16 protein-coding genes and 2 pseudogenes are annotated in these 25,556 nt (G+C 39.1%); 13 read left to right on the forward strand and 5 right to left on the reverse strand.

Features of this window, described 5'->3' with window-relative positions; all coding sequences use genetic code 11:
* The first annotated feature begins 216 nt into the window (after positions 1-216).
* Positions 217-2,208, forward strand: a complete 1,992-nt coding sequence (locus tag I8752_RS16980) for a serine/threonine phosphatase (RefSeq protein ID WP_214433480.1) — start codon at positions 217-219, stop codon at positions 2,206-2,208.
* A 400-nt stretch (positions 2,209-2,608) separates the two neighbouring features.
* Positions 2,609-3,826, forward strand: coding sequence for a protein kinase domain-containing protein (locus tag I8752_RS16985; protein WP_214433481.1), 1,218 nt, complete (start codon positions 2,609-2,611; stop codon positions 3,824-3,826).
* A 157-nt stretch (positions 3,827-3,983) separates the two neighbouring features.
* Here I8752_RS16985 and I8752_RS16990 read toward each other — a convergent pair whose 3' ends face one another.
* A complete protein-coding gene (locus I8752_RS16990) occupies positions 3,984-4,205 on the reverse strand; it encodes a DUF4327 family protein (protein ID WP_214433482.1) in 222 nt (73 codons plus the stop codon).
* Between the two features lie 841 nt (positions 4,206-5,046).
* Here I8752_RS16990 and I8752_RS16995 point away from each other — a divergent pair.
* From I8752_RS16995 to I8752_RS17005, 3 genes and pseudogenes are all read left to right on the forward strand, one after another.
* Positions 5,047-5,442: a tetratricopeptide repeat protein gene (locus I8752_RS16995; protein ID WP_214433483.1), complete on the forward strand. Its 396-nt coding sequence runs from the start codon at positions 5,047-5,049 to the stop codon at positions 5,440-5,442.
* A gap of 290 nt (positions 5,443-5,732) precedes the next feature.
* Positions 5,733-10,331 (forward strand): annotated as a pseudogene (locus I8752_RS38410) (FkbM family methyltransferase); the annotation flags it as partial.
* Between the two features lie 450 nt (positions 10,332-10,781).
* Positions 10,782-11,370: pseudogene (locus I8752_RS17005) on the forward strand (Uma2 family endonuclease).
* Between the two features lie 134 nt (positions 11,371-11,504).
* Here the strand turns inward: I8752_RS17005 and I8752_RS17010 are convergent.
* From I8752_RS17010 to I8752_RS17020, 3 genes are all read right to left on the reverse strand, one after another.
* Positions 11,505-13,724, reverse strand: a complete 2,220-nt coding sequence (locus I8752_RS17010; protein WP_214433485.1) for an O-linked N-acetylglucosamine transferase, SPINDLY family protein — start codon at positions 13,722-13,724, stop codon at positions 11,505-11,507.
* A gap of 163 nt (positions 13,725-13,887) precedes the next feature.
* Positions 13,888-14,433, reverse strand: a complete 546-nt coding sequence (locus tag I8752_RS17015; protein ID WP_214433486.1) for a type IV pilin-like G/H family protein — start codon at positions 14,431-14,433, stop codon at positions 13,888-13,890.
* A 224-nt stretch (positions 14,434-14,657) separates the two neighbouring features.
* On the reverse strand, positions 14,658-15,224 hold the full coding sequence (locus I8752_RS17020) for a Uma2 family endonuclease (protein ID WP_214433487.1): 567 nt from the start codon (positions 15,222-15,224) through the stop codon (positions 14,658-14,660).
* Between the two features lie 206 nt (positions 15,225-15,430).
* Here I8752_RS17020 and trxB point away from each other — a divergent pair, with 206 nt between their 5' ends.
* The 8 genes from trxB to I8752_RS17060 all read left to right on the forward strand — a co-directional run bounded on the left by trxB (position 15,431) and on the right by I8752_RS17060 (position 25,017).
* Positions 15,431-16,804, forward strand: a complete 1,374-nt coding sequence (gene trxB / locus I8752_RS17025; protein WP_225895712.1) for a thioredoxin-disulfide reductase — start codon at positions 15,431-15,433, stop codon at positions 16,802-16,804.
* Between the two features lie 693 nt (positions 16,805-17,497).
* Positions 17,498-19,228, forward strand: coding sequence for a diflavin flavoprotein (locus I8752_RS17030; RefSeq protein ID WP_214433489.1), 1,731 nt, complete (start codon positions 17,498-17,500; stop codon positions 19,226-19,228).
* Between the two features lie 129 nt (positions 19,229-19,357).
* Positions 19,358-19,873: a phosphate-starvation-inducible PsiE family protein gene (locus I8752_RS17035; protein ID WP_214433490.1), complete on the forward strand. Its 516-nt coding sequence runs from the start codon at positions 19,358-19,360 to the stop codon at positions 19,871-19,873.
* Positions 19,874-19,976: 103 nt separating this feature from the next.
* Positions 19,977-21,713 carry a diflavin flavoprotein gene (locus I8752_RS17040; RefSeq protein ID WP_214433491.1) on the forward strand — a complete coding sequence of 579 codons (1,737 nt, stop codon included), beginning with the start codon at positions 19,977-19,979 and terminating at the stop codon, positions 21,711-21,713.
* A gap of 95 nt (positions 21,714-21,808) precedes the next feature.
* The gene (locus I8752_RS17045) at positions 21,809-22,705 is read left to right on the forward strand and encodes an ABC transporter permease (RefSeq protein WP_214433492.1); all 897 of its coding nucleotides are present in this window, start codon (positions 21,809-21,811) and stop codon (positions 22,703-22,705) included.
* Positions 22,706-22,848: 143 nt separating this feature from the next.
* Complete coding sequence (locus I8752_RS17050) at positions 22,849-23,049, forward strand: hypothetical protein (protein WP_214433493.1); 201 nt, start codon at positions 22,849-22,851, stop codon at positions 23,047-23,049.
* Between the two features lie 444 nt (positions 23,050-23,493).
* A complete protein-coding gene (locus I8752_RS17055; RefSeq protein ID WP_214433494.1) occupies positions 23,494-24,390 on the forward strand; it encodes an ROK family protein in 897 nt (298 codons plus the stop codon).
* Positions 24,391-24,393: 3 nt separating this feature from the next.
* Positions 24,394-25,017: a type I restriction endonuclease gene (locus I8752_RS17060; protein WP_214433495.1), complete on the forward strand. Its 624-nt coding sequence runs from the start codon at positions 24,394-24,396 to the stop codon at positions 25,015-25,017.
* A 32-nt stretch (positions 25,018-25,049) separates the two neighbouring features.
* Here I8752_RS17060 and I8752_RS17065 read toward each other — a convergent pair whose 3' ends face one another.
* Positions 25,050-25,472 (reverse strand): hypothetical protein, encoded by a 423-nt coding sequence (locus I8752_RS17065; protein ID WP_214433496.1) that lies wholly within the window; start codon positions 25,470-25,472, stop codon positions 25,050-25,052.
* Positions 25,473-25,556 lie beyond the last annotated feature (84 nt).

The following is a 25,556-nucleotide window of genomic DNA, read 5'->3' on the forward strand; positions in this document are numbered from 1 at the left end:
TTAACTTTGTTAGAGAATGAGTCCATTTATGAGGAATTAGCTTGCTGATATCTGAAATATTTAGCTAATATGCGTCACAATTAATACTGCCACCAAAATTCCTTGAAGAAACCACAATCTCTTGTTATGTCTATTGTAGGCAGGGGCGGCCAATTGTGGCACTTTGGATATTAGTGGCTAGAAGCACTTTGGAACCGGAATTAAGGAACTTCCACTATGCTGATTTGCCCTCAGTGTAAATTTGAAAATCCCCACGCTAATAAATTCTGTCAAAAGTGTGGCACGTCCCTGACCCACAAAGTCTGTCCTGAATGCAGTGCTGAAGTACCTGTGAGCGCACAACTTTGTCAACAATGTGGTGCAGAATGCGGAACAGTTTGGTGGGCAATTATTGCTCAAGAACCTATTCTTACGGGAAGTAGCTTTGTACCTACGCAAGTAGGGAAAGATGAAGAGGATGAGGCAACAGTATCTTCCACATCTTCATCCTCCACTCCTCAGCTAGCAGTAGGTTCTTATTTAGACCAAGAGCAGCGCTATCAATTGTTAGAACCGCTATCAGCTCCCAAGGAAAACGCTGCTAATACGGAAGTGAGTGCGAGAGTTTTAGACTGCCAGCCTTATCAACTATCACCGATTGAAGCAATGTTAGCCAATCAGGAACAAGGGCTAACGCCATCTATTGAAACAAATGGAATTCCTAGCCTTGCTAAAGTTTATATTTCCCTACAATCTCAAACTCACCCAGGAATACCGTTAATTCACGATGCATGGCAGCAGGATGATACGCAGGTAGTAATCATCCAAAATCGTTCGCATTGGCAAAATTTACTCGATTTGTGGCAAGCAGAAACAACAACTTCGTTACAAATTTTACACTGGTGTTATCAAATGACCCAACTCTGGACGATACTGGAGCCATTTAAGTGTCGCCAAAGTTTGTTGGAGTTATCGAATCTACGATTGGATGAAGACCAAACACTGGCATTACAACAATTGTATGTGGAACCATTGAATAGTCAGCCTGCGATCGATGAATCAGACGATGGGGAAGCAGACACATTCGCTCTGCAAGGGCGGCCTTTTACTATCCAAGCTTTGGGTCAGATTTGGCAGATTTTATTTAGACAGTCTCAACGCACTCAATTTGGCTCTATAGTGCAGATATTAGAAGATTTGCAAGTAGGTAGAATTCAGAAGATTGCACAGCTGCGATCGCGTTTGGAAGAAACTGCGGCTGAATTAGAAGCACCCGTCACCCCTAGTTTTCAACCAACGCTAGAACAAGAACTGGATGCGCTTACGATCCTGCAAGCGGACGAACTAGAAGATATTTCTGCCAAAGCTGACGATCTGCCAACAGTTGTACTATCAATGCAGTTGAGTAGCTTAGAAGACGCAGGACGCACTGATGTAGGTCGTCAGCGCCATCACAATGAAGACTGCTTTGGCATTGAAACCAAAATTAACAAGCTGGAATTACCTAAAAACCGAGTTCTACAAGCCCGTGGTTTGTATATTCTTTGCGATGGTATGGGCGGACATGCTGGCGGCGAGATAGCCAGTGAGTTAGCGGTCAATACGTTGCGGAATTATTTTCAGGAACACTGGATTACCAACCAAATGCCAACGGAAGACAATATTCGTGAGGCAGTCTATTTGGCTAATCAGGCAATATTCCAAGTAAATCAACAAGATGCTCGTTCTGGTGTTGGGCGCATGGGCACAACCTTGGTGATGCTGTTAATTCAAGGTACGCAAGCAGCAGTTGCTCATGTAGGAGATAGTCGCCTCTACCGCTTGACTCGCAAGCGGGGGCTGGAACAAATCACAGTAGATCACGAAGTTGGTCAACGGGAAATTGCTAGAGGAGTGGAAGCAAGCATTGCTTACGCCCGTCCAGATGCTTACCAACTGACTCAAGCTTTGGGACCTAGGGACGAAAACTCAATTAATCCCGATGTGGAATTTTTCGAGATCGTTGAAGACAGCCTTCTGATCCTGGCCTCGGACGGTCTATCAGATAATGATTTACTAGAAATACATTGCCAGAATCACCTGATTCCCATACTTAGTTCTGATGCTAACTTAGAACGGAGTGTAACAAAATTAATCGATTTAGCAAATGAATACAATGGTCATGACAATATTACTGCTATACTTGTCCGGGCAAAAGTACGCCCGAATATGGAAGGAAGTGGGGAGTAGGGAGTAGGGGAAAAGAGGACGCAAGAACTGGAGAGGAAGAATTCAATACTCCTAAGACCTAATTCCTAAACGGCAGTTGCTACTCTGCGGGTTCGCCTTTAGGGGTTCTCGTTTCCTCGTTCGCGTTAGCGTCTTGGGAGGCAGAAGAAGGTTTCCGCAGGGTAGAGTAGTCGCCAAAGCGTCTACAAGTCTGGCGAACGAAGGCACTGCCTCCTCCTAATACCGTTTCACTTTAAATTTGATACGAATAGGCCGCAAGGGAGCAGGGGAGCAGAGGGGCAGAGGAGAAATTATTTGTATCATTTATTTGGTGAAATGGTATAACTCTTGTACAGACAAGGATTAATCGCGTCTCTACGACAACTAAATTCTTTATACTTTTATTTTTTAGGGTTGCATTGTGGTTACTCTGACCCTGTTAGAACCGCAACAAAAGACACCGCTCCAGCATTGGAGTTTTGAGAATTCCTCCGCGATCAAGATTGGTCGAGCGGCTGACAATCATATTGTTTTAACTGATAGTTTGGTTTCTCGACATCATCTAGAATTGAAGCAAATTAGTGATGGCAGCGATGGTGGTTCTTGGCAAGTAACTAGTCAAGGCACAAATGGTACTTTTCTCAACGGCGTTCTTGTGCTGCAAAGTCCGTTGCCAAATAATTCCCTCCTACAACTGGCACAAGGAGGGCCAATGTTGCTATTCCAAATTCCGGAGATAGCAGGTCAGGAGAATTGGCTGCCTGCCAGTTTATCCCACACCTGCACCCACGAAGGTAATTCTCCCAAAAATCTGTTTTGCATCCACTGCGGTCAACCTTTAACAGTACAACAAACAATTCGCCACTATCAGGTGTTGCAAACCCTAGGACAGGGAGGGATGGGTACTACTTATTTAGCTTGGGATGCAGCAGCTGTGATGGCAGCACATCCACAACTTTTGGTGTTGAAGCAAATGAATGCTGATATGGCTAAAATTGCCAAAGCCCAAGAATTATTTGAGCGGGAGGCGTACACGCTCAAATCTCTGAATCATCCTGGAATTCCCAAGTATTACGATTTTTTTGTAGAAGGCGGTAAAAAATACTTGGCAATGGAATTAGTCCACGGACAAGATTTGGAAAAGCGGGTATATGCCACAGGCCCGGTAACACCGAATCAAGCGATCGCTTGGACGATCCAAACCTGTGACATATTAGATTATTTACACAGCCAAGAGCCACCACTAATCCACCGCGATATTAAACCCGCTAATTTGATGGTGCGAAATTCTAATAATCAGATAGTAGTGTTGGATTTTGGTGCTGTGAAGGAAATTGGTACGACACCGGGTACTCGTATTGGTGCGGAGGGTTACTGCGCTCCCGAACAAGAACGGGGACAACCCGTGACGCAATCTGATTTGTATGCCATTGGGCCAACGCTGATTTTTCTCTTGACAGGCGAAAACCCTTTCAAGTTTTATCGCCAACGAGGGCGAAATTTCCGCTTTGATGTAACAAGTATTCCGACAATTACGCCCCAGTTAAGAGCGATTATCGACCGCGTTACCGAACAACTGCCACGCGATCGCTATCAGACTGCCAAAGAACTGGCTGGGGCTTTAGCTGCTTGTAAATAGAGGGATTGGTGACTGGTAACTGGGAAATTAATTTGGAACTTGATTTGGGGATTAGAAGCAATGGAAACTGAGGACAATAGGGAAAAGGTAAGAACCTTGTTTAGCTTCCCTAATTCTCAATCCTTTTTCCCAATCCCTAATCCCCAGTCCCCAATCGCTACTCTTCGTCCCACGCTTCTACGGCTAGTAATTCGCTAATTGGGTCTTGCATACTAAACCCAAAATCTAGCAGTTCCTGTTTCCAGTGCTGCCAATCATTGCCATAGAGTAAGGCAATCTTCCAAATGCTATCAGTTGGCTTGATAATATTGGATTCTACGAGTGATTGCACATTACGTTGCAATTTCACCATAGGGTGAAGAATCACTTGCTGAGTCATAACCTAAGTTCAATTCAGATTTTATTTGGTAAATGCTTAATCAAAACTGCTTTCCGTTTCGCAATTGTCACCGATGCGTAGAGTGTTGTAATTGGCAAAGCTAGTCTTAACTTTTTAAATATACCATAACAAACTCTACTTATTTGCCGACAAATCGGTATTGTACGGTAATTACCACCACAAAACTGAATATTTTTCCGAGTTGCTATCGTGGATGGCGATCGTCAAAACTAGTGGCTCTATAAAGTTGCACTGACAGCATCGGTAGGGATGACATGTAAAGTTTTAATTTTTTGTAGATACCAGAATCCAGGTCATGGTGGAACAACCATAAAATCTGGACTATTTTGAAGGTTTTTGTGCAATGGAGAAGGAATGTCTTTAGTACATATTTATAACGTTATATACGATATCGCAAATATCCAAGCTTAGACAAAATCATTAGAAATCTTTATATATATTTAATTTTTTTCTAGATATTTAGCGCAGATGTATTAATTTCCTTCTTTGGCTAGAGGCAAGGAAAAAATCGATGGTTTTTCTCTAAAAGCGAAATATTTAAGAACTTGGCACAACAGCTTAACGCTCAAACTATAAAAAAGTAACTATTAATACTTAGTTGTATACAGTACTTATTCTGAGGTTATTTTTGAAATTGTAAAAATACCGAAAGTCGTTGACTAGTATACCTTTTTAGTGATGTATTAGCATTTTTTCATATTCAGCATCACCTAAGTGTGAAAAATTTGTAGTTTTAAATGTTAGTTTCTGCTCAGTGGTGGGTATTCTCATAACTAGAGATTGCTGTTACTTCAGTATTTACTACAGTAACCATTAAGATATGTCTAATTCTGCTGAAGACTACCTTACCGCCCGTGCTAAGAAGATTGAAAGGAAAAAAAGGCTTTTATCGATTGTGTCAATTATATCTTTCGTAGGTTCTGCGGGATTTGGTGTAATTCATTTAATACAATATGCTAGTCAACCGCATCAACCAACTGTTGTATATACTGAGTCTTTATTAGAACATCAGGCACGGGGCTATGAGTTGGTTTTGCAGCGAGAACCAAACAACCAAGTTGCACTAGAGAAGCTATCTTTACTCCGGTTGCAGTTGAAGGATATTAAGGGTTCTGTAGAACTTTTAGAGAAGTTGGTGAAACAGTATCCTAACAGGCAAGATTATAAAATGCTTTTGGAACAGATGAAGAAGCAAGAAAGAGAGGGCGATCGCTAATAAGTTTTTAGTTTTAATAAATCTTACGCCAGCGCTATTAAAAAAACTGATAATTATATGCATATTAATGTAAAGTTTATGAGTTTGATTTTTATAATTATACTCAAGTAATTTTAATAGGTAAGTATAAAGTTGATTATTTTCAATGTTACCATTGTAGTTTTATTCAGACAAAAAAGTCTCTACTTTTATGTGATTATTTAAAAGCAGTTTTATCATTTATTATTCGTCATAATTCTAATTTTATAAGTTCTAATTAAGAGGTCAATTACCCTAATATGAAAAATTTAACAGTAATAATAGACGGAGTATTTTTTCAACTTAACCAAACAGGTATAGCTCGTGTCTGGAAATCTTTATTAGAAGAATGGGTAATCAACGGATTTTCCAAATATATCATTGTGCTTGACCGCACTGGAACTGCACCTAAAATTCATGGTGTGAAGTATCGTATTGTACCATCCTATAACTACAATAACACTGATGCTGATCGAGCAATGCTCCAGCAAGTGTGTAATGAAGAAGATGCAGATTTATTTATTTCTTCTTACTATACAACGCCCATTACAACATCTTCAGTATTCATGGCGCATGACATGATTCCAGAACTTTTGGGATGGAATTTAGAGAATCCTATGTGGCAAGAAAAACATTATGGGATTAAACATGCATCAGCATACATCGCTGTTTCAGAAAATACAGCTAAGGACTTAGTAAAATGTTTTCCACACATTTCATTAGACTCTATAATAATTGCTAAAAATGGAGTTAATCATAAAATTTTTTCACCAATATCCCAGGAAAACATCAATTTATTTAAGGCGAAGTATGGGATTACTAAACCTTACTTCCTTTTGGTAGGTGCTGGCAGCCCTAATAAAAATGTTATTTTATTTTTTCAAGCTTTTTCACAACTTTATAACAGCAATGGATTTGAGATTATCTTGACAGGAAGTAGCAGTATATTAACATCTGATTTTAGAAAATATACATGGGGTAGTATTGTTCATAATATACAACTCAGCGATGAAGAATTAGCAACAGCTTATTCTGGCGCTGTGGCACTAGTTTATTCTTCTATATATGAAGGTTTTGGGATGCCTTTAATTGAAGCAATGGCTTGTGGCTGTCCTGTAATTACTTGTCCTAATTCCTCAATTCCAGAAGTAGCTGGAGAAGCGGCGATATATGTCAATGATGATGATGTACATGGGCTAGCAAATGCACTTTGCGAAGTACAAAAACCAAGTGTTCGTCAATCGTTAATTACTGCAGGTTTAGCACAAGCTAAAAAGTTCTCTTGGTCAACAATGGCTAATACTGTAAGTGCTGCCCTTATTGATGCTTCTATCCTACATTTAAACCTTAATGAGATTAATTTAATTATTTTTCCAGATTGGTCGCAATTAGAAGAATTAATCAGCTTAGATTTAGAAAGAGTAATTAAAGCCTTAGCTGAGTATTCTAATGAACAAAAGATTACATTAATTATCGACACAAGTGATATTAGTGGCGAAGATGCCGCAATCTTGCTATCAAGTGTGACTATGAATTTGCTTATGCAAGAAGATTTAGATGTTAATGAAGGATTGGAAATTTCTTTATTAGGGTTTTTATCTAATGTTCAATGGACAGCCTTACTATGTCGTGTTACAGCAAGAATTATTTTATCACACGAAAATAAACAGGCAGTAGCAAATTGGAGACAAATACTTAAGAATGAGATCGAATCAAATAGGTTAATAGAAGAAGTTACAATTGATATTTTTATAAAAAATTATCAACTAACCAATAAATTAAACGATTTGGTAGATAAATATCAACAAGATAATATTTCTCAGTACGATCTAGATCAATTACGTCTATTAAGAAAGCAGATAGCTGAATTATTGCTGAACATAGAAAAAAATCAGATTGAGAAATTATACAAAACAAAATATGGTGAAGCCTATCAAACACTATTAAATAGTGGTATGAAGCATGAACCACTGACAGAACTTGAACAGAACTTTATCGCTGAAGTATTAGTAAAAGTTGCTAAAGGATTTGATGAATCGAATGCTGTTCAATATCTGTTAGTAGCAATGCTCTACTATCGTCCTCATCAGTTACCTTTAGTATCCGATCTAACTCAGATTCCTAACTGGTTACTATCTGACTATCTTGAATTTACTTTAAAATCTCCTCTTTATTTTCAGGAGATAGATGAAGTAGATAATTACTATCAGTATATGAAAAAATGGGTTAATTATTTACACACAAATATCATCCATAATTCTGAGTCTGATTTTTGGCAATATACTGCTGAGTATTTTACCAAAATGGCTAATTTTATTCCTTTGTATTTTAACAAAGAAAATTTAAAGGATATCTATATTAAACGGGCAGATATCATTGAGACTTATTTGCAAAAATGCGCTACTGCTACTATTGTTGACTACTATTTTCCAGAAAGACCTCCTGAAAGAAAAAAAATTAAGCTGGGCATTCTTGCTAGCCATTTTCTTCCACAAACAGAAACTTTTGCAGCTTTGTCAGTATATAAATACTTAAACAGAGATTTATTTGAAGTAATACTTTTTACTCTTCATACAAACAATCATCGTTTAGAACGATATTGCTTTGGCCATGCAGACAGTATTATAAAACTTCCAACAGATTTAGTCACTCAAGTGCAAGCTATCCGAGAAGTAGACCTTGATATTTTGTTCATTGCTACAAACATTACAGCAGTTACTCATCAAATTACTTTGCTTTCTTTGCATAGGTTAGCTCGAATCCAGATAGTTGATGCTAATTCACCTGTAACAACAGGTATGCGTCATATAGATTACTATATTTCGAGTAAGCTTTCTGAAATTGAAGAGAACGCCCAACAACATTATACGGAAAAGTTAATTACATTAGATTGTCCTCCCCAATGTTTTGATTTTGCAACAGAAGAACAAATACTTGCTACAAAAAATATTTACCGGGAAAGTTTGGGGATTAATAAAAACGCTGTAGTTTATGCTTCTGGAGCTAATTACTACAAAATAATTCCAGAGCAAGAAGTAACTTGGGCAAAGATAATTGCCAATGTACCTAATTCTGTACTTTTACTTTATCCGTTTAATCCTAACTGGTCATCTTCCTATCCTTGTACTGCTTTTCGTAAGCGTATAGTCAATACTTTTGCTAAATATGGTTTGAGTGAAGATAGATTGCTCATTCTTGAACCAGCAGCAAACCGTGCTGATGTTAAAGAACGTTTGAAACTGAGCGACATTTACTTAGATTCCTATCCTTACTCCGGTATGACTTCGCTCATAGATCCGCTAGAAATAGCTTTACCAACGGTGGTAAGGGAAACAGAACCTTCTCGCTCTCGCAAGGGGGCATCACTTCTGCGAGAACTAGGAATATTTGATTTAATTACTAATCATGAAGAAGCTTATATTAAACTAGCGATTGCACTGGGTACTAATCCTGAATTACGTCAACAAAAGAGCACCGAAATCAAAGAAAAAATGAAGGTTAATCCTAGTTTTATAGATAACCGCTCTTACTCAGCTAAAATAGGAAGCCTATTCCAAAAAAGTTTCAATAATTATTTTGCAGCTAATATGAGTCAAAATTTATGTTTAAGAGATATTAACTTAATTATTTTTCCTGACTGGTCGCAATCAGAAGAATTAATAGGTTTAGAATTAGAACAAGTAATTAAGACAATAGCATCTCATCCTGATAATGAAAAAACTACATTACTAATAAACATTAATAATGTTAATGTTGATGATGTTAAACTATTTTTATCGGCTGTGACTATGAATTTATTGATGCAAGAGAATTTAGATGTGACCGAAAAATTAGAAATTTCTCTCCTAGAAAATATGACTGATATTCAGTGGAAGGCTTTACTTCCTCATATTTATGCCAGAATTATTTTGGAACATGAAGCTAAAGAAGCTTCAATACAAATACTAGTAAATAAGTTACTATCTTACCAAATTGATAGCTTAAATAAGCAACTACATATTATATCAACACAAGAAAAATACATTAACGAGGAATTATTTAGAAATCTTGTTACATATAATATTAAACAAATACCAATAAGTCTTCCTTGCGATCATGCTTTGCCACAGTATCAAAATAGGTTTAGACTTTATGATAAGTTCATTGGTGTTGTAGCTAAATATTTACCAAATAGTCAAGATTTTATAATTGATATTGGAGCAAATGTTGGCGATACAACTGCTCTGCTACTACAATATTGCTTAAATCCTATTCTATGTATAGAAGCAGATAAAGAATTTTTTGATATTATGGAGTATAATCTTTCAAAATATAAGCAGAGAACTATTTTGTTAAATTCTTTTATATCAGGAAATGATTATGAAAATATAGAATTAGTAAAGAGTAAAGGCACAGTGAGAGCAGTAGTAAATGAGAATAAAGTTGTAAAATCAGATTCTTTAAAAATTATTATTAATAATATTAATTTAGGCAAATGTATTCTTTTTAAAACTGACACTGATGGGTTTGATTATGAGATTTTATTATCTTCTATAGATATTATAGAAGAACATCGCCCTATATTATATTGGGAAAATGAAATTTCATCTCTAAAAGATATAGAAAGTGCAAAAAAATTGCTTAATAAATTATCAAAAATAAATTATGAAAAATATATTATTATGGATAATTTTGGAAACCCTTTATTTTATGGATGTTCATCATTATTTGTAGAACAGATTAATGAGTATTTATTAAATAATGTACATACAGAAAATAATACTTTTTACTATACGGATATAATTGCTTTTCCTGATAAATATAGTTATCTTATTTCACCAATTATATCTGAGTATAACCATTTCATTAAAAGTTCAGAGGTATATCCGTAATTGCTGTTTTTCGTTTTTAAGTATAATTCTCATACACTAAGCACTAGCTAATTGCTATAAAATAATCCAAGCTAAAAACTGATTTCGGTAGGTTGCTTTGAGTAACGAAACACAACATTATGTGACTTTATTAGGTTTCGATATCACTCTACCCAATCTACAATTATCCTTAATTGAACCGTCTTGGAATATTGAAGACGATGTTACTAAACGAAAAATTTGGTATTCTTGAAACGATTAAGCTATTCATTATGAATAATATTACCTGGATTTCTCATTGCAATTCTCGTAGAGATTGAGATGACTTATAGTGTTTGTAATAAGCACTTCAGTACCTAATAGAAAATTATTTTGATGGCTTCAGCCCTCACTACTAACCTGTAGCTTCGTCGAACTGAGATTACCCGAATTTTTAAGCAGGGGAGTGTTAAACTCATAGGTTATGTTGCCATGACCGCGATTACCATTAACTTTAACAATATCGTCAGACTTAGCAACGACCAATTTTATCAGCTATGTAGGGATAATCCTGATATCAAATTTGGGCGCAACGCCAACGGAGAGTTGATAGTAATGCCACCTACAGGGGGAGAAACTGGAAAACGTAACGCTAAAATCACAGCAAAATTTGTTAAAATTTGTTGTGTGGAACGAACAAACACAACTTGGTGAAGTCTTCGATTCCTCCACTTGTTTTAAACTTTCCAATGGTTCAAATCGCTCTCCAGATGTATCTTGGATAGAAGATAGTAGATGGAACGCTCTTTCAGTATAACAAAGGGAAAAATTTCCTCCCATCGCTCCCGATTTTGTTTTAGAGCTAATGTCTTCATCTGATAGCTTGAGTGAAACACAAGCCAAAATGCAAGAATATATGAACGCGAGAGTAAAGCTAGGTTGGCTTATTGACAGAAAAGCACGTCGAGTTGAAATTTATCGCTTAGGACAACCAAAAGACGTATTGGAGTCTCCTATATGTCTATCTGGAGAGGATATATTAGTTGGTTTTAGTTTAAACTTACAAAGTGTCTGGAATTAACTCATTACATGCTCTATCAATTTATTCATAGAAAGAGACTGGAAATCTAGCACAACATCTTTTTTTGAAATTTGTAGTAAGGACTTTAGCCCTCAGCAATGGCTGATTTTGAGGGCTAAAGTCCTCACTACGAACTATCCTTCAATATACCTTTGCCACATTTGCTCGTAGGCTGTCTCCATTTCACGGGTAAATTGCTTACCATTCCATAGAGGTGATGTTTTTCTTGATTGTTTCAATTTCCAAGCAATTTGCTGTCTTAAAGCTTCATCCTTACCTAAGCGAATACCCCATTCTACATATTCTTCATCAGTCCAAGCAATGCCTTCTGTGATACCTGCATTCATCATCATGGTATAGCTATTACGTGCAGCAAATTGATCCCCTACTCGTGTCACCATAGGAATGCACATCCATAGGGTTTCTAGGGTTGTTGTAGCTCCATTGTAGGGATAAGTATCTAACACTACATCGGCAATGCCTAAATTAGCTCGGTGAACTGATTCAGAATACACAATTGGGAGAAATCGCAGTTTTGAAGAATCTATGCCTTCTTTTTCTGCTAATTCTTCAAAAAAGTTTTTAATAGATTCTTCGTCAGATATTCCTTTAATCAAGAAATAACTATTAGGAACTTCTTTAAGAATCTTTAATTGGAGTCTTGTGATATCTGGGTGGCGCTTAAAGCCTCTTTGTCCACAGAGATAGATTACTGCATCGTCAGGAATTTCTAATTGATCGCGACGGACTGTAGGTACACTCACCTCAAAACCATCTACCGCAACATAGGTTTGAGGCAAACGCCAAATTCTTTCACTATAGTGTTCTTGGGCTGATTCTGGTAAAACGTAGGGGTCGGCAATAAAATAATCTACTGCTGGAATTCCTGAAGCATCCCAACCTAACCAAGTAACTTGAACAGGTGCAGGTTTAAGGGATATAACGTCACAAGTAGTATCTAAGGTAATACTATCTAAGTCAATTAAAATATCTATCTCATCCTGATAAATTTGTTCTGCAAGTTGCAAAGACTTATTTGATTTATAACTTTTATCAACTTTTGTGAGATACCATTCATGTAATGGATCGTATAGGGGATTAGTATTAATAAAATAACCATTGACTTGAAACTTATCTCGGTCATGATGCTGAAATAACCATCGTGCTAACCAACCCACAGAATGACTTCTTAGGCAATGTGATAGATATCCTATATTTATTTTCTTGATAGGTTTATTTTGCTTTTTTCTTTCTAAATTGCCCTGAAAATATTGATTTACTTGTTCTCTAGCATAGTTGACTATGTTTGCTTGACAAATCTGCATTAACTGGTTTTGAATGCTGCGATTCTTTATGGGATTATCTTCAATATATGGAGTAGAAAAATTAGCATTATATAATCTAGCTACTCTAGCAGAATCAAGTTGCGTAGGGTTTTCTTCTATGAGCATTTTAACTAATAATTCTTGCCTATTATGCATAAGACAAGATTCTTCCCAATACCCACCTGCTGTCATTAATCCCCGTAGTATCTGACGATTTGCAAAAACTTTATCGGCTAATTCTTCCACTAAGAAAAAAAATAACTTAGCAGTTTCTATGCCCTTTTCATATTGAGCCGCATTTTGATAAAGGCTAGCTAAATGACCTATAACTTCTGCATTATTAGGGCTGATCTGTAAATAAAGTTCACATAACTGCACTGCTATTTCATATTGTTTTTGAGAATAACCAATGTCTAAGGCGGCTGGGAGCAAAGTAATTAGTAAAGTTTGGGTGTTGTCTTTGCAATATGGTAAACAAGCTTCGACAAACTCTAGGGTTGAAGGATGAGCAGGTGCATGATCTAAAACGCTTTCTAGGGCTTCCATCAAAAGTTCTAAGTTGACTTCCACCCTTGGCTCAGATTGGAGAATTTTAATTATCCCCAGTTCATGTAAATCTTGATCTGTATAATTTTCTAGCTTGATAAATAACTGTAGTAAATTTAATAAATTGTGAATGTCTTGAGGATAAATTTCTTTAATAGTTTGGCGAATTTTCTCAGCAATTGCATATTCTTCCAGAATTTCTCGCCTTTGAACTTCTGTTTGCAAGATTTTGACTAATTCACTATTCCAAGCTTCAACTTGTTCTGGCTCTCCTTCCATTAGCGCCATTAACCAAGTTGTTTGTGCTTCTACATCTTGCCCCTGCAACAATAAGATTAATCCCAGATACCAATAGTAGGATTTAAAATCAGGTTCTATAGTAATGGCTTCTTCATATATACTAGCAGCCTGGTTATAATTTCCTGCTAGGAAATATTTCTCCGCACGCTGATGCCACTGAGTTGGGGAAGTTAAAGAGAGCATAGTTAAATTTCAAATATTAGAGGTATAGAAAAATTCATGAGAAAAGCAATTTCAGAATGAACAAATTGCAAAAATTGGGTAGTGTTTTACACATTACCCAATTAAACAAAACTTTGGTATTAAACTGCTCATATTTCTGAGCAGTAAAACCCTTGTATTTCTTTTATCTAGACAAAGAGACGTAATTTGTCGAGTCGCATAATGTAGAAAATGTAGTGATGGCAGTTACTGACTGAGAAGGAGCTTTGGATTCACATGCTATTGCTACTGTTAGAGCCTCAGAGGTAGCACTACTTCCCAAAATCGTACCTACTAAACCGTAGTAAGATTTAAGTGCAGATTTATTAGCTACTCCTCTAAATTGGGCAACACTAGCAACAGTACCACCACCACCAGTTTGGATATCATAGCTGTAATTATCAGATGGTGTTCTAATACCTACTTGCAATTCAGATAGGTCAGTGGCAAACCTTTGATATTCCAAGAAGAAGGCTTGTTGAGAACGGTTAGCTGTACCTGTGTAGTTTCTAGCTTCTGATTGCTTGGCTTTGTTAACTTGACCTAGTAGCGAAGGCAACGCGATCGCAGCTAATACACCGATAATAATTACTACTACTAGCAATTCAATTAAGGTAAAACCTTCTTCTTCTTTATTCTTGCGGTTGTTGAGGTGTTGGATAAATTTTGCTTGTAATTCTGGCTTGAGCATGGGGTTTCTCCTGAAGTTTGGGGGTAGAAGGCGATCGCTGTTCTCTACAAAGAACTTACCCACTGACTATTGCCGATCTATCACCTCTGGTAAAAAACTTTTCCCCTAAAATTCAATCTCCGTAATTTCCACAACAAAAAAAGATTGCACAATCCAGAGTGCAAATATAACTAAGCCCTCGATATTAACCAAGGGCTAAATTCTTAATTTCATTGTCGAGTAACTTATTCAAATTCAGGTGGCCACAGTTCTGATACTGTTAATTCCCAACCTGGAAGCAAGTCGGGTAGTGTCAGGTTGTCCCCATTCTCCAACACTACTGGAATTTGGTTAAGTCGGTAAACTGTTACTGTTAATTTGTCAGGGTCAATCAAAATACCAACTGTAGATCCAAACTGCAAAAATGACTGAATTTTCTCTTCAAGTGGCTTAATTCTGTCTGTTTTTGACTTCACCTCAACCATCAAGTCTGGAACCAACTCCACAAAGTCACGCTTGGTCTTTTTCAATCGGTCAGCCCGAACAAAAGAAACATCTGGCGCACGTAGGTTTCTTTTTTCAGAATCGTCTCCTTCTAAGGTAGGTATGATAAAGCCTGCACTAGAACCGGTTACTCTCCCCAACTTTCGCGACATTACCCAATTGTTTAAAAACGTAATTAAACGACCGCCAATTTCCTCTGACTCATAATCTGATGGCCCCATAACTATAATTTTTCCATCTACTAACTCCATCTGCCATTCAGGATGCTCGGTTTGTAATTGCTCTAAGTCTGTAATGGTGAAGGACATAACACTGCTAATTTGTAATGACGCTCGAAGACTTGCGATGCGCTAATGTAATTCGTAATTAAGACACAGTTGAAAACGCCTGATATTGCCAGTTTAAAGCATTTGACTTTAGTTGTTTGTTTTGTATTCCCGATTTTGCCAATTGGCGATCGCACTTCCATTATGTTATATTAAGCGTAGTCGTTATGAGTTCATTTATAGCTGTTATGACTAACCCGACTGTAGAAAACTTAGCGATCATTGGTTCTGGGCCAGCAGGATATACAGCCGCTATTTATGCAGGACGAGCGAACCTGAAACCCGTTGTCTTTGAAGGTTTCCAAGCTGGGGGGTTGCCTGGTGGACAATTAATGACAACGACGGAAGTAGAAAACTTTCCTGGGTTTCCCCAAGGCATAACTGGCCCCGAACTGATGGATCGAATGAAAGCACAAGCAGAGCGCTGGGGGGCGGAATTATATACTGAGGATGTCATTTCAGTTGATTTGAGTCAACGTCCTTTTACTGTGCGATCGCAAGAAAGGGAAGTTAAAGCCAACAGCATTATTATTGCCACTGGTGCAACGGCAAAGCGTCTGGGTTTGCCTAACGAACATGAGTTTTGGAGTCGAGGTATCTCGGCTTGTGCGATTTGCGATGGTGCAACACCAATTTTCCACGGTGCAGAACTGGCTGTGATTGGCGCTGGCGACTCAGCGGCGGAAGAGTCAATTTACCTTACCAAGTATGGTTCTAAGGTAAATATGTTAGTACGCTCTGATAAGATGCGGGCTTCTAAAGCTATGCAAGACCGAGTTTTGAATAACCCGAAAATCCAAGTGCATTGGAACACAGAAGCCGTGGATATTTTCGGTGACGGTCATATGCAAGGGGTGAAAGTCCGCAATACCAAAACTGGTGAAGAAAGCCAACTAGACGCTAAAGGATTATTCTACGCTGTTGGTCACACTCCTAACACCTCTTTATTTAAGGGGCAACTAGAATTGGATGAAGTGGGTTACGTTGTCACTAAGCCCGGTTCTGTGGAAACGAGTGTTGAAGGCGTTTATGCTGCTGGCGACGTGCAAGACCATGAATTTCGTCAAGCAATTACGGCTGCGGGTACTGGCTGTATGGCGGCGATGTTGGCAGAACGCTGGTTGTCTTCCACTGGTTTGATTCAAGAATTCCATCAAAAACCAGAAACAGCAGATAATGAATTAGAGCATCAGCCAGCTGCAAGGAAAACTGAAGCTGAGGAAGAAGCCGGATTTAATTTGCAGGCGACACGCCATGAAGGGGGTTATGCTTTACGGAAATTATTCCACGAAAGCGATCGCCCACTTCTTGTTAAGTATGTATCTCCTGGTTGCGGCCCTTGCCATACCTTAAAGCCAATCTTAAATAAAGTAGTCGATGAATTTGACGGCAAAATTCACTTTGTAGAAATTGACATCGACAGAGACCGCGATATTGCCGAAAATGCTAATGTGACAGGAACGCCAACAGTTCAATTGTTTAAAAATAAGGAACTGTTGAAGGAAGTCAAAGGCGTTAAGCAAAAGAGCGAGTACCGCCAGTTAATTGAAAGCAATCTTTAGGGATTGGGAAGAAATTTGCACCTACCCTGAGAACTTAATACCAATTCTCCAAAAGAAGGCAACAGATAATGACGCGGGGACACGGAGACGGAGAGACGCGGAGATTTATGTGTAGCCAGATTTTAGAGAAAGGGTATAACCCCTTTACCCCCATTCTCTCATAGGGAATGGGGGTTTCCAAGCATCTAATATAGCTGTAGTCACACCCTTTAGGACTGTGTTGATAACTCAAAGCCTTGAAGTAACCGGTTTTCTACTCAGCACTTAGCACTTTGCTATACCACTTGCACTCAACGCCGCGGCACTTCCTACCCTACCCTGCGGAAACCCTCTTCTCCTACGGAGACGTTAACGCGAACGAGGGAACGAGAACGCTAAGAACAAGTCGGCCGCCCAAGGAGTGCCTTGGAAACCCACACAACGCAATTGAAGTAATATCGAAATCTCTATTTAAATCTGCGGCAGTAGTTTGAAATTAAATTCTTTCTCAAGCTGATTATCATCTCATACACGGTCATTCTTGAGAAGAACAGTAATGATATACATTGATAATTTCTATGGTAAATCGAGTGTAATCAAGCATAAAACTTACTGATGATTAGCTTTAGAAATTGGCATTTTACCAAATCAGAATTTTAAGTAAATATAAAGAGAAGAACATTCACTCCAGACAATAAATTTTGGAGAAGACCAATGGTTGCACTCATAGAAAATAATCAAAGTATTTCTAATTCTGGACTGTTAACAATTCAAACAGTTGAAATTGCCGACAAAACAACTGCTATTCGATGTCTCGATTGGGATAGAGACCGCTTTGATATAGAGTTTGGTTTACGCAATGGGACAACCTATAATTCTTTCTTGATTCAAGCAGAAAAAATAGCCTTAGTTGACACTTCTCATCGGAAGTTTGAGCAGTTATATCTAGAAATACTTTTAGGATTAATCGATCCAGCTAAAATAGACTATTTAATTATTAGTCATACAGAGCCAGATCACAGTGGTTTGGTCAAGGATATCTTACAATTAGCTCCTGCTATTACCGTTGTTGGCGCAAAAATAGCTATTCAATTTTTAGAAAATATGGTTCACCAGCCATTTAAAACATTGGTGGTAAAAAGTGGAGAGCGCTTAGATTTGGGCGACGGACACGAATTAGAATTTATCTCTGCACCAAACTTACACTGGCCTGACACAATATTGACTTACGACCATAAAACTGGCATTCTTTACACCTGTGATGTGTTTGGAATGCATTACTGTGATGACCACACTTTTGATGAAAATTTATCTTCAATAGAAGAAGATTTTAAATATTACTATGATTGTCTGATGTCTCCCAATGCGCGTTCTGTATTGGCAGCTTTAAAGCGAATCGAAAAATTAAATATAAGAACAGTTGCCACAGGACACGGGCCTTTACTACAGCACTATATTTCCGAATGGCTTGGACTGTATCAAAATTGGAGTTTGGAACAAGCTAAAACAGAGACATTAGTAGCACTATTTTACCATGAAGATTATGGTTACAGCGAGCAATTAGTACGTGCTGTGGCACATGGATGTGCGAAAACAGATGTGGGGGTAGAATTAGTACTACTCAATAGTGCCGAACCTCAAGAAATTAGCGAATTAGTCGCGCAAGCTTCTGGTTTAGTTATTGGAATGCCACCTCAATCTTCGGTAAATGCTCATGCTGCTTTGAGTACTATTTTAGCAGCGGCTCATAATAAGCAAACCATTGGTTTATTAGAATCGGGAGGGGGAGAAGATGAACCTGTTTACCCCTTACGCAATAAATTTCAAGAACTAGGGTTAACTGAAGCGTTTCCTCCAATTTTAGTTAAGGAAATTCCGACTCAAGCAACAGAACAACTTTGTGATGAAGCCGGAACAGATATAGGGCAATTGTTAACCCGCGATCGCACAATTAAACAAATCAAATCTATCAATACCGAGCTAGAAAAAGCTTTAGGGCGGATTAGCACAGGGCTATATATTATTACTGCCAAAAAAGGAGAGATTCAAAGTGCAATGTTCGCTTCTTGGGTTCTCCAAGCAAGTTTAAATCCTCTAGGAGTAGCGATCGCTGTATCTAAAGAACGAGCAATTGAATCTTTTATGCAAGTAGGCGATCGCTTTGTTTTAAATGTTTTAGAAGAAGGAAAATATCAAGGATTAATGAAACATTTTCTCAAGCGCTTTGCTCCTGGTGCAGATCGCTTTGTGGGAGTGAAGACATATCCTGCTACTAATGGATCTCCCATTCTTGCAGAAGCCTTAGCTTACATGGAATGTGAAATTACTAGCCGCATGGACTGTGGAGATCATTGGGTTATATATAGCACCGTTCAAACTGGACGAGTTGCTAACGTCCACGCGCTTACTGCGGCCCATCACCGCAAAATTGGCAATCATTACTAAGACGCGATTAATCCAAGTCTTTCCAAGAGTCAGTAGGTAGTAGGTAGGAGTAGCTATTATTTCTTCCTTGTCCCCCTGCTCCCCATGCTCCCCTTGCTTCCCCTGCTCCCTCATCCCCCTTATCTCCCTATGTTAAAGCCTGCTGAAAATACCGCTAATTCCCTGTATGAAATCAATAGAGGACGCATTGTGCGAACCTTGGAATTGATTCAAGATGTGATTGTAATTTCCCTGTGCATGGGTTTATTTAGCTTCATGGTGCTGCAAGTGAGAGATATGTTTCTCTCTCTATTACCTCCATTAGATTTTCATGCTGTTACCGCAGATATTCTCTTTTTACTCATCTTAGTTGAGTTGTTTCGACTACTGATTATTTATCTCCAAGAACAACGAATATCTATTGGAGTAGCTGTTGAAGTTGCCATTGTTTCTGTTTTGCGAGAAGTCATCGTTAAAGGTGTTCTTGAAACTAATTGGAGTCAAGTTTTAGCAACTTGTGCCTTCTTATTAGTTTTGGGAGTACTACTAGTTGTCCGAGTTTGGTTACCCCCTACCTTTGATGGCATCGACCCGGAACAAGAAATCTCTAAACGCTACAAAAATCGCACCAAACCAGAATTAACACAAACTAACGGTCATTATTAAGCAAAAGACGCGATTAATCGCGTCTGTACAAGAGTCAGGGGTCAGTTGTTATTCTTTTTGCCTCCCCAGTTCTCTTATCCCCAATCCCAAGAGTGAGGTTACTATGTCTGCTGCTACTTTAACGCCCAGTCGCAAGAAAGATGTGCAGGTTGCTGAAATTGGTAAGAATACCCTGATATTGCGATCGCGGACTTGGGAAAGACTCAAATTTGAGGTTGAGTATTCCCGTCAACAGGGAACTACAGCAAATTCTTATTTAATCCAAGCCGATAAAAAGGTCTTAATTGACCCTCCTGGTGAATCTTTTACCGAAATTTACCTTCAGCAACTAACACAACATCTAGACATAAATACTTTAGATTACATCGTTCTCGGTCATGTTAATCCCAACCGCACAGCAACGTTAAAAGTATTACTGGCTCAAGCCCCTCAAGTGAAGTTGGTATGTTCTCGTCCTGCTGCTAATGCTCTCAAAACTGTTTTTCCAGAATGGGAATCGCGCATTCAATCTGTACGTTCAGAAAATACTCTGGACTTAGGACAAGGACATTATCTTTCTTTTATTACCGTACCGACTCCTCGCTGGGCAGATGGACTTTGTACTTACGACCCTGCTACCAAAATTCTCTACACAGACAAATTTTTTGGCGCTCATATTTGCGAAGATACTTTATTTGATGAAGACTGGAAGCGATTAGGCGTAGAACGTCGCTACTATTTTGATTGTCTCCACGCACCCCAAGCCAAACAAGTTGAAGTTGCTTTAGATAAATTGACAGTTTTAGGAGCAAAATCTTATGCTCCGGCTCACGGCCCGGTTGTTCGTTACAGCCTGAGTCGTTTTACTTATGATTACCGTCAATGGTGTCAAGCACAAAAATCTCAAGAGTTAAGCGTGGCTTTACTCTATGCCTCAGCTTATGGAAACACGGCAATTTTAGCAAATGCGATCGCCCAAGGCTTGATTCAAAATGCAGTCAACGTAGAGTTAATTAACTGCGAACTAGTAGACCCCGCAGAAATTACTCGCATTATAGAAGCTTGTGATGGCTTTATTATTGGCTCACCAACTTTAGGCGGTCACGCACCAACTCAAATTCAAACTGCTTTAGGTATAGTCCTCTCAACAGCAGCTAAAACCAAGTTAGCAGGGGTATTTGGTTCTTACGGTTGGAGTGGAGAGGCAATTGATTTACTAGAAAGCAAACTTCGAGATGCTAATTATCGTTTAGGGTTTGAAACAATTCGGGTGCGCTTTAGTCCTACTCCTGAGACTATAAAGCAGTGCGAACTCTCAGGTACTGCCTTTGCCCAAACTCTAAAGAAAAGCAAGAAATTGCGGACTCCCCGTCAAGCTGTGACAGAAACTCACGTAGACCGTACCGAACAAGCAGTAGGGCGCATTATTGGTTCTTTGTGTGTTGTCACAACTCGCGATCGAGAAACTCACAAAGGGATTTTAACTTCTTGGGTGTCTCAAGCAACTTTTAACCCACCAGGAATTGTAATTGCTATTACTAAAGAGCAAAATGCTGATTTAATGCGTCATCCCGGCGATAAATTTGTGTTGAATATCCTCAAAGAAGGCAGAAATGTACGACGATATTTCTCTCGTCAGAGCGTTTTAGACGATAATCCTTTTGCTAATCTTTCCACACAAACTGCTAGCAATGGTTGTTTAATTGTGAATGAGGCATTAGCTTATTTGGAATGTACGGTACAAAACCAGCTCGAATGTGGTGACGGATATTTGCTTTATGCCGTAGTAGATACAGGAGAAGTATTGGAAAATCATGGTGTGACTGCTCTGGAACATCGAAAATCGGGCAGCCATTATTAAAGTTATTAATTCAACAACCTGCAAAACCCATTCGCCAATCCCCAATCCCGTATGTACAATGGTCAGCGTATCTTGCTTGATGCAGGCGATCGCTCATGACCATTACCAAACGTCAGCTGCCGACATTTTTACAACTTCCCAAAAATTCCAACCTTTCTCAGAAATTAATGCTGGTTGGGTTGGCAATTACTCTGTTTTTCATCTTCCTAGTTTTCTTTGCTCCTGTATTTCAGGCTTGGGGATGGCTGCAAAACCCAAAAGAATTTCTCTCTAACCCAATTCAAAACCCGCCATCTGCCCAACACTGGTTCGGTACAAGTCGTTTGGGACATGATGTTTTTTCCCGCACGATATTCGGCGCTCAAGCTGCGCTGCAAGTGGTAATCTTAGCCACAGCGCTGAGTATGATTATCGGTGTGCCCTTGGGTATGGTAAGTGGCTATCTCGGCGGGAGATTAGATAAGGTGTTGCTATTTTTGATGGATAGCATTTACACCCTACCGGGATTACTGCTATCGGTGACACTAGCATTTGTAGTGGGGCGGGGAATCTTGAATGCTGCGATCGCCATTAGCATTGCTTACATTCCCCAATATTATCGCGTTGTCCGCAACCACACCGTCAGCGTGAAAACAGAAGTTTTCATCGAAGCAGCTCAAGCAATGGGCGCTTCCACTTGGATTGTGCTTTCTCGGTATTTATTTTTCAACGTCATTCAAAGCGTACCAGTACTATTCACCCTTAACGCCGCCGATGCGATTTTAGTATTGGGCGGCTTGGGTTTTTTGGGGCTAGGGCTTCCCGAAGAAGTGCCAGAATGGGGACACGACCTCAAACAAGCTCTAGAAGCACTACCCACAGGCATTTGGTGGACTACACTTTTCCCTGGTTTAGCAATGACATGCATGGTGGTAGGGTTATCACTACTTGGTGAGGGGCTAAATGAGTTTGTCAATCCCCGATTACGGCGAGAAAATGGAATCCGGAAATAGTCAGTTGTCAGTGGTCAGTTGTCAGTTGTCAGTGGTTAGTTGTTTCTTTTCTACCGACAACTCACAATTAACAACTGACAAGGGACACTAAAAAACTGTTTCATCGTCTAAATATTTTTTGTATTTGTTACTGAGAGATTTGTGTGAAAGATAACCTTTCTTTAATTGCTGCTGCTGCTGGCGGTTTCATGCTTTCGGTTGCCCTTTCTGGTATCTTACGAGGTACGCCGGTGACAATTTGGCCGGGTCAGGTGGATGTCACTTCCTACCGAGTAACTAATTCGCTACTGGCATCCGTGCGTTCGGATGAATCAGAAAGTTATTTTGAGGAAAAACAGAAGTAAATAGGGCTGATTATCCATAAATAGCACTTTTGCAACTTTAGCGATCGCCCTCAACAGCACCAAGGTGGTCGCCTAACTCAAGTAGCTAAAGAGCTACAAATTCTGGTAACTTGTACTAATTCGCAATTGAAGATGAGTCTGTAGTCAGTAGTAAAGAGTGCTGAGGAGCCACTGCGTTGGGCGGCTTTGCTGACTTGTAGACGCTTCTGCGGTGAGGGGGTCGCAGTCTTGGCGGTTCCCGTCGATTGCGAACCCCCGAACCCGAAGGGCTTCCCGCAGGGTAGCAAGTGGCGTTGCTGAGTGCTGAGTTAGGAATTAGGAAGTTAGTTGTCAGTAGTAATTGGGGATTGGTCAGTGGTTAGTGTTATTCTCCCCTGCCCCCCTGCTGCCCTGCCTCCCCTCTCAGCCATAGTCTAAATACTTGAAGATTTCGGATGTGCAATTGTGGTTCAAGCTGAAGTAATTGGCATTGATTTGGGAGGAACAGCGATTAAGCTGGGGCGATTCAACCAAAATGGCACTTGCCTGCAATGTCTGACTGTCGCAACTCCCCAACCTGCAACACCAGAAGCAGTTTTAGCTGTCATGGTAGATGCGATCGCTCAAGTTGACCCAGATAATCGAGCTATTGCTATTGCTGTTGGGACTCCTGGCCCTGCGGATGCCACAGGACGCATCGCTAAAATTGCGATTAACTTGCCTGGATGGCATGATGTCCCTTTAGCAGACTGGTTAGAAGCCAAAACTGACAAACCTACTGTTCTTGCTAACGACGCTAACTGTGCGGGTCTGGGAGAAGCTTGGTTGGGAGCGGGTCGCCGCTTTCAAAATTTTATTTTGCTGACTTTGGGCACTGGGGTTGGTGGTGCGATTATTTTGAATGGCAAACTATTTACAGGATGTCAAGGAGCTGCTGGAGAATTAGGTTTAATTTCTTTCAACCCTCACGGGCCAATATGTAATAGCGGCAATCAAGGCTCTTTGGAACAGTATGCCTCGGTTATTGCAATTCGTCGCCGCACGGGGAAGGAACCAGCCCAATTAGGCGCTCTTGCTCAAGCCGGAGATATTAATGCTTTGACTTTTTGGCAAGAATATGGTAAAGATTTAGGTATTGGTTTGACTAGTTTGATTTACGTCCTGACACCAGAAGCGATCGTGCTTGGTGGCGGTGTCAGTGCTAGTTTTGAATTTTTCTTCCCAGCGGTGAAGGCAGAAATTGAGAAGCGAGTTATGCCTACATCTCGTCTGGGTTTACAAATTTTACCAGCTGAATTGGGCAACTCGGCGGGAATCGTGGGTGCAGCGAAATTGGCATGGCAACAGCATTTAGGATTCTAAATTATGGTTCAAATAATTCCAGCCAGAGACATCAGTCTTTATGAATTAGAAGAAAAATTTGGTTTGCAACTAGCTACAGATACCAACTTCTTCACAGAATGGACAGAGAATTTACCAATTTTGACTGACATTGAAAAGCAAGCTGTTGAGCGAGTCAAAAGCAACTATTTAAACTTGAATAAGCGCCGTCTGATGTCAGAAGAAGCGGTAAAGATGGTGGTGCTGTCTCCTCTACTCGATTTAGCTGGTTTTTATCAAGCTCCTTGGGAAATTGAAACTGAGGCTTCCGTCGAAATTTTTGCTGAAGACGAGGGCTTTATTGTTAAAGGAAATATTGATGTCTTAGTTATCCAAAAACGCTTTTGGGTGCTAGTTATCGAATCTAAAAGCAGTAAATTTGATGTAATGTCAGCTTTACCCCAAGCACTTGCTTATATGCTTAATAATCCAAATCCTGCAAAACCTATGTTTGGTTTACTCATCAATGGTAGGGAGTTTGTATTTATCAAATTAATTCAACAAGAACAACCGAGCTATAATCAATCTTATGCACTCTCAATCGAACGCGATCCAGAATTACAACAAGTTCTTAGTATATTGAAGCGGTTGAAAAATTTAATCAATTAAACCTGCTTTTACAAATTCTAAATTTGACATTCTCAAGACAAAGAATATCCCGTTGCTTTTTGAACGAATTTTAAAACTTTTTCATAAGAATCTGGATTATTTACAGGGTTGATGATGATGGGGATAGTACCATCAGGCAACCAAAAAGTTATTCTGCCATTAGATTCCTGACAAAAGGAACTGATGCAGGTGAGGTTAATTAGATATTCATTTCTTTCATAAATAATTTTTACCCAATGAGCATTTTCTATTTCTAAGCCAGTAACGCGTTCTAAATAATTCAGAATTTTTTGATAGTCGTCTAAGTTATTTTGTGGGTTAATCACAATCGGAATTGCGCTATCGGGCAACCAAAAAGTAACCCTGCCATTCTGTTCGTAACAAAAAGCATTAACACTATCGAAATTTACTACATATTCTTTCCTCTCGTAAAGGATTTTCACCCAGTACGCCACAACATCTCCTTCCGAAGTTTATGAAAGATAGTCACCCTGTATGCCGAAATTTGCTCAAGTTCTAAGTTAATGTTGCTGTGCGTC

Source organism: Dendronalium phyllosphericum CENA369, from assembly GCF_016056275.1.
Taxonomy (GTDB): Bacteria; Cyanobacteriota; Cyanobacteriia; order Cyanobacteriales; family Nostocaceae; genus Dendronalium; species Dendronalium phyllosphericum.

Coding starts and splice junctions, on each gene's coding strand:
- I8752_RS17010 (WP_214433485.1), bottom strand. CDS start 13,724: ATGCTCTCTTTAACTTCCCCAACTCAGTGGCATCAGCGTGCGGAGAAA.
- I8752_RS17045 (WP_214433492.1), top strand. CDS start 21,809: ATGACCATTACCAAACGTCAGCTGCCGACATTTTTACAACTTCCCAAA.
- I8752_RS16990 (WP_214433482.1), bottom strand. CDS start 4,205: ATGACTCAGCAAGTGATTCTTCACCCTATGGTGAAATTGCAACGTAAT.
- trxB (WP_225895712.1), top strand. CDS start 15,431: ATGACTAACCCGACTGTAGAAAACTTAGCGATCATTGGTTCTGGGCCA.
- I8752_RS17060 (WP_214433495.1), top strand. CDS start 24,394: ATGGTTCAAATAATTCCAGCCAGAGACATCAGTCTTTATGAATTAGAA.
- I8752_RS17040 (WP_214433491.1), top strand. CDS start 19,977: ATGTCTGCTGCTACTTTAACGCCCAGTCGCAAGAAAGATGTGCAGGTT.
- I8752_RS16995 (WP_214433483.1), top strand. CDS start 5,047: ATGTCTAATTCTGCTGAAGACTACCTTACCGCCCGTGCTAAGAAGATT.
- I8752_RS17030 (WP_214433489.1), top strand. CDS start 17,498: ATGGTTGCACTCATAGAAAATAATCAAAGTATTTCTAATTCTGGACTG.
- I8752_RS17035 (WP_214433490.1), top strand. CDS start 19,358: ATGTTAAAGCCTGCTGAAAATACCGCTAATTCCCTGTATGAAATCAAT.
- I8752_RS17015 (WP_214433486.1), bottom strand. CDS start 14,433: ATGCTCAAGCCAGAATTACAAGCAAAATTTATCCAACACCTCAACAAC.
- I8752_RS17020 (WP_214433487.1), bottom strand. CDS start 15,224: ATGTCCTTCACCATTACAGACTTAGAGCAATTACAAACCGAGCATCCT.
- I8752_RS16980 (WP_214433480.1), top strand. CDS start 217: ATGCTGATTTGCCCTCAGTGTAAATTTGAAAATCCCCACGCTAATAAA.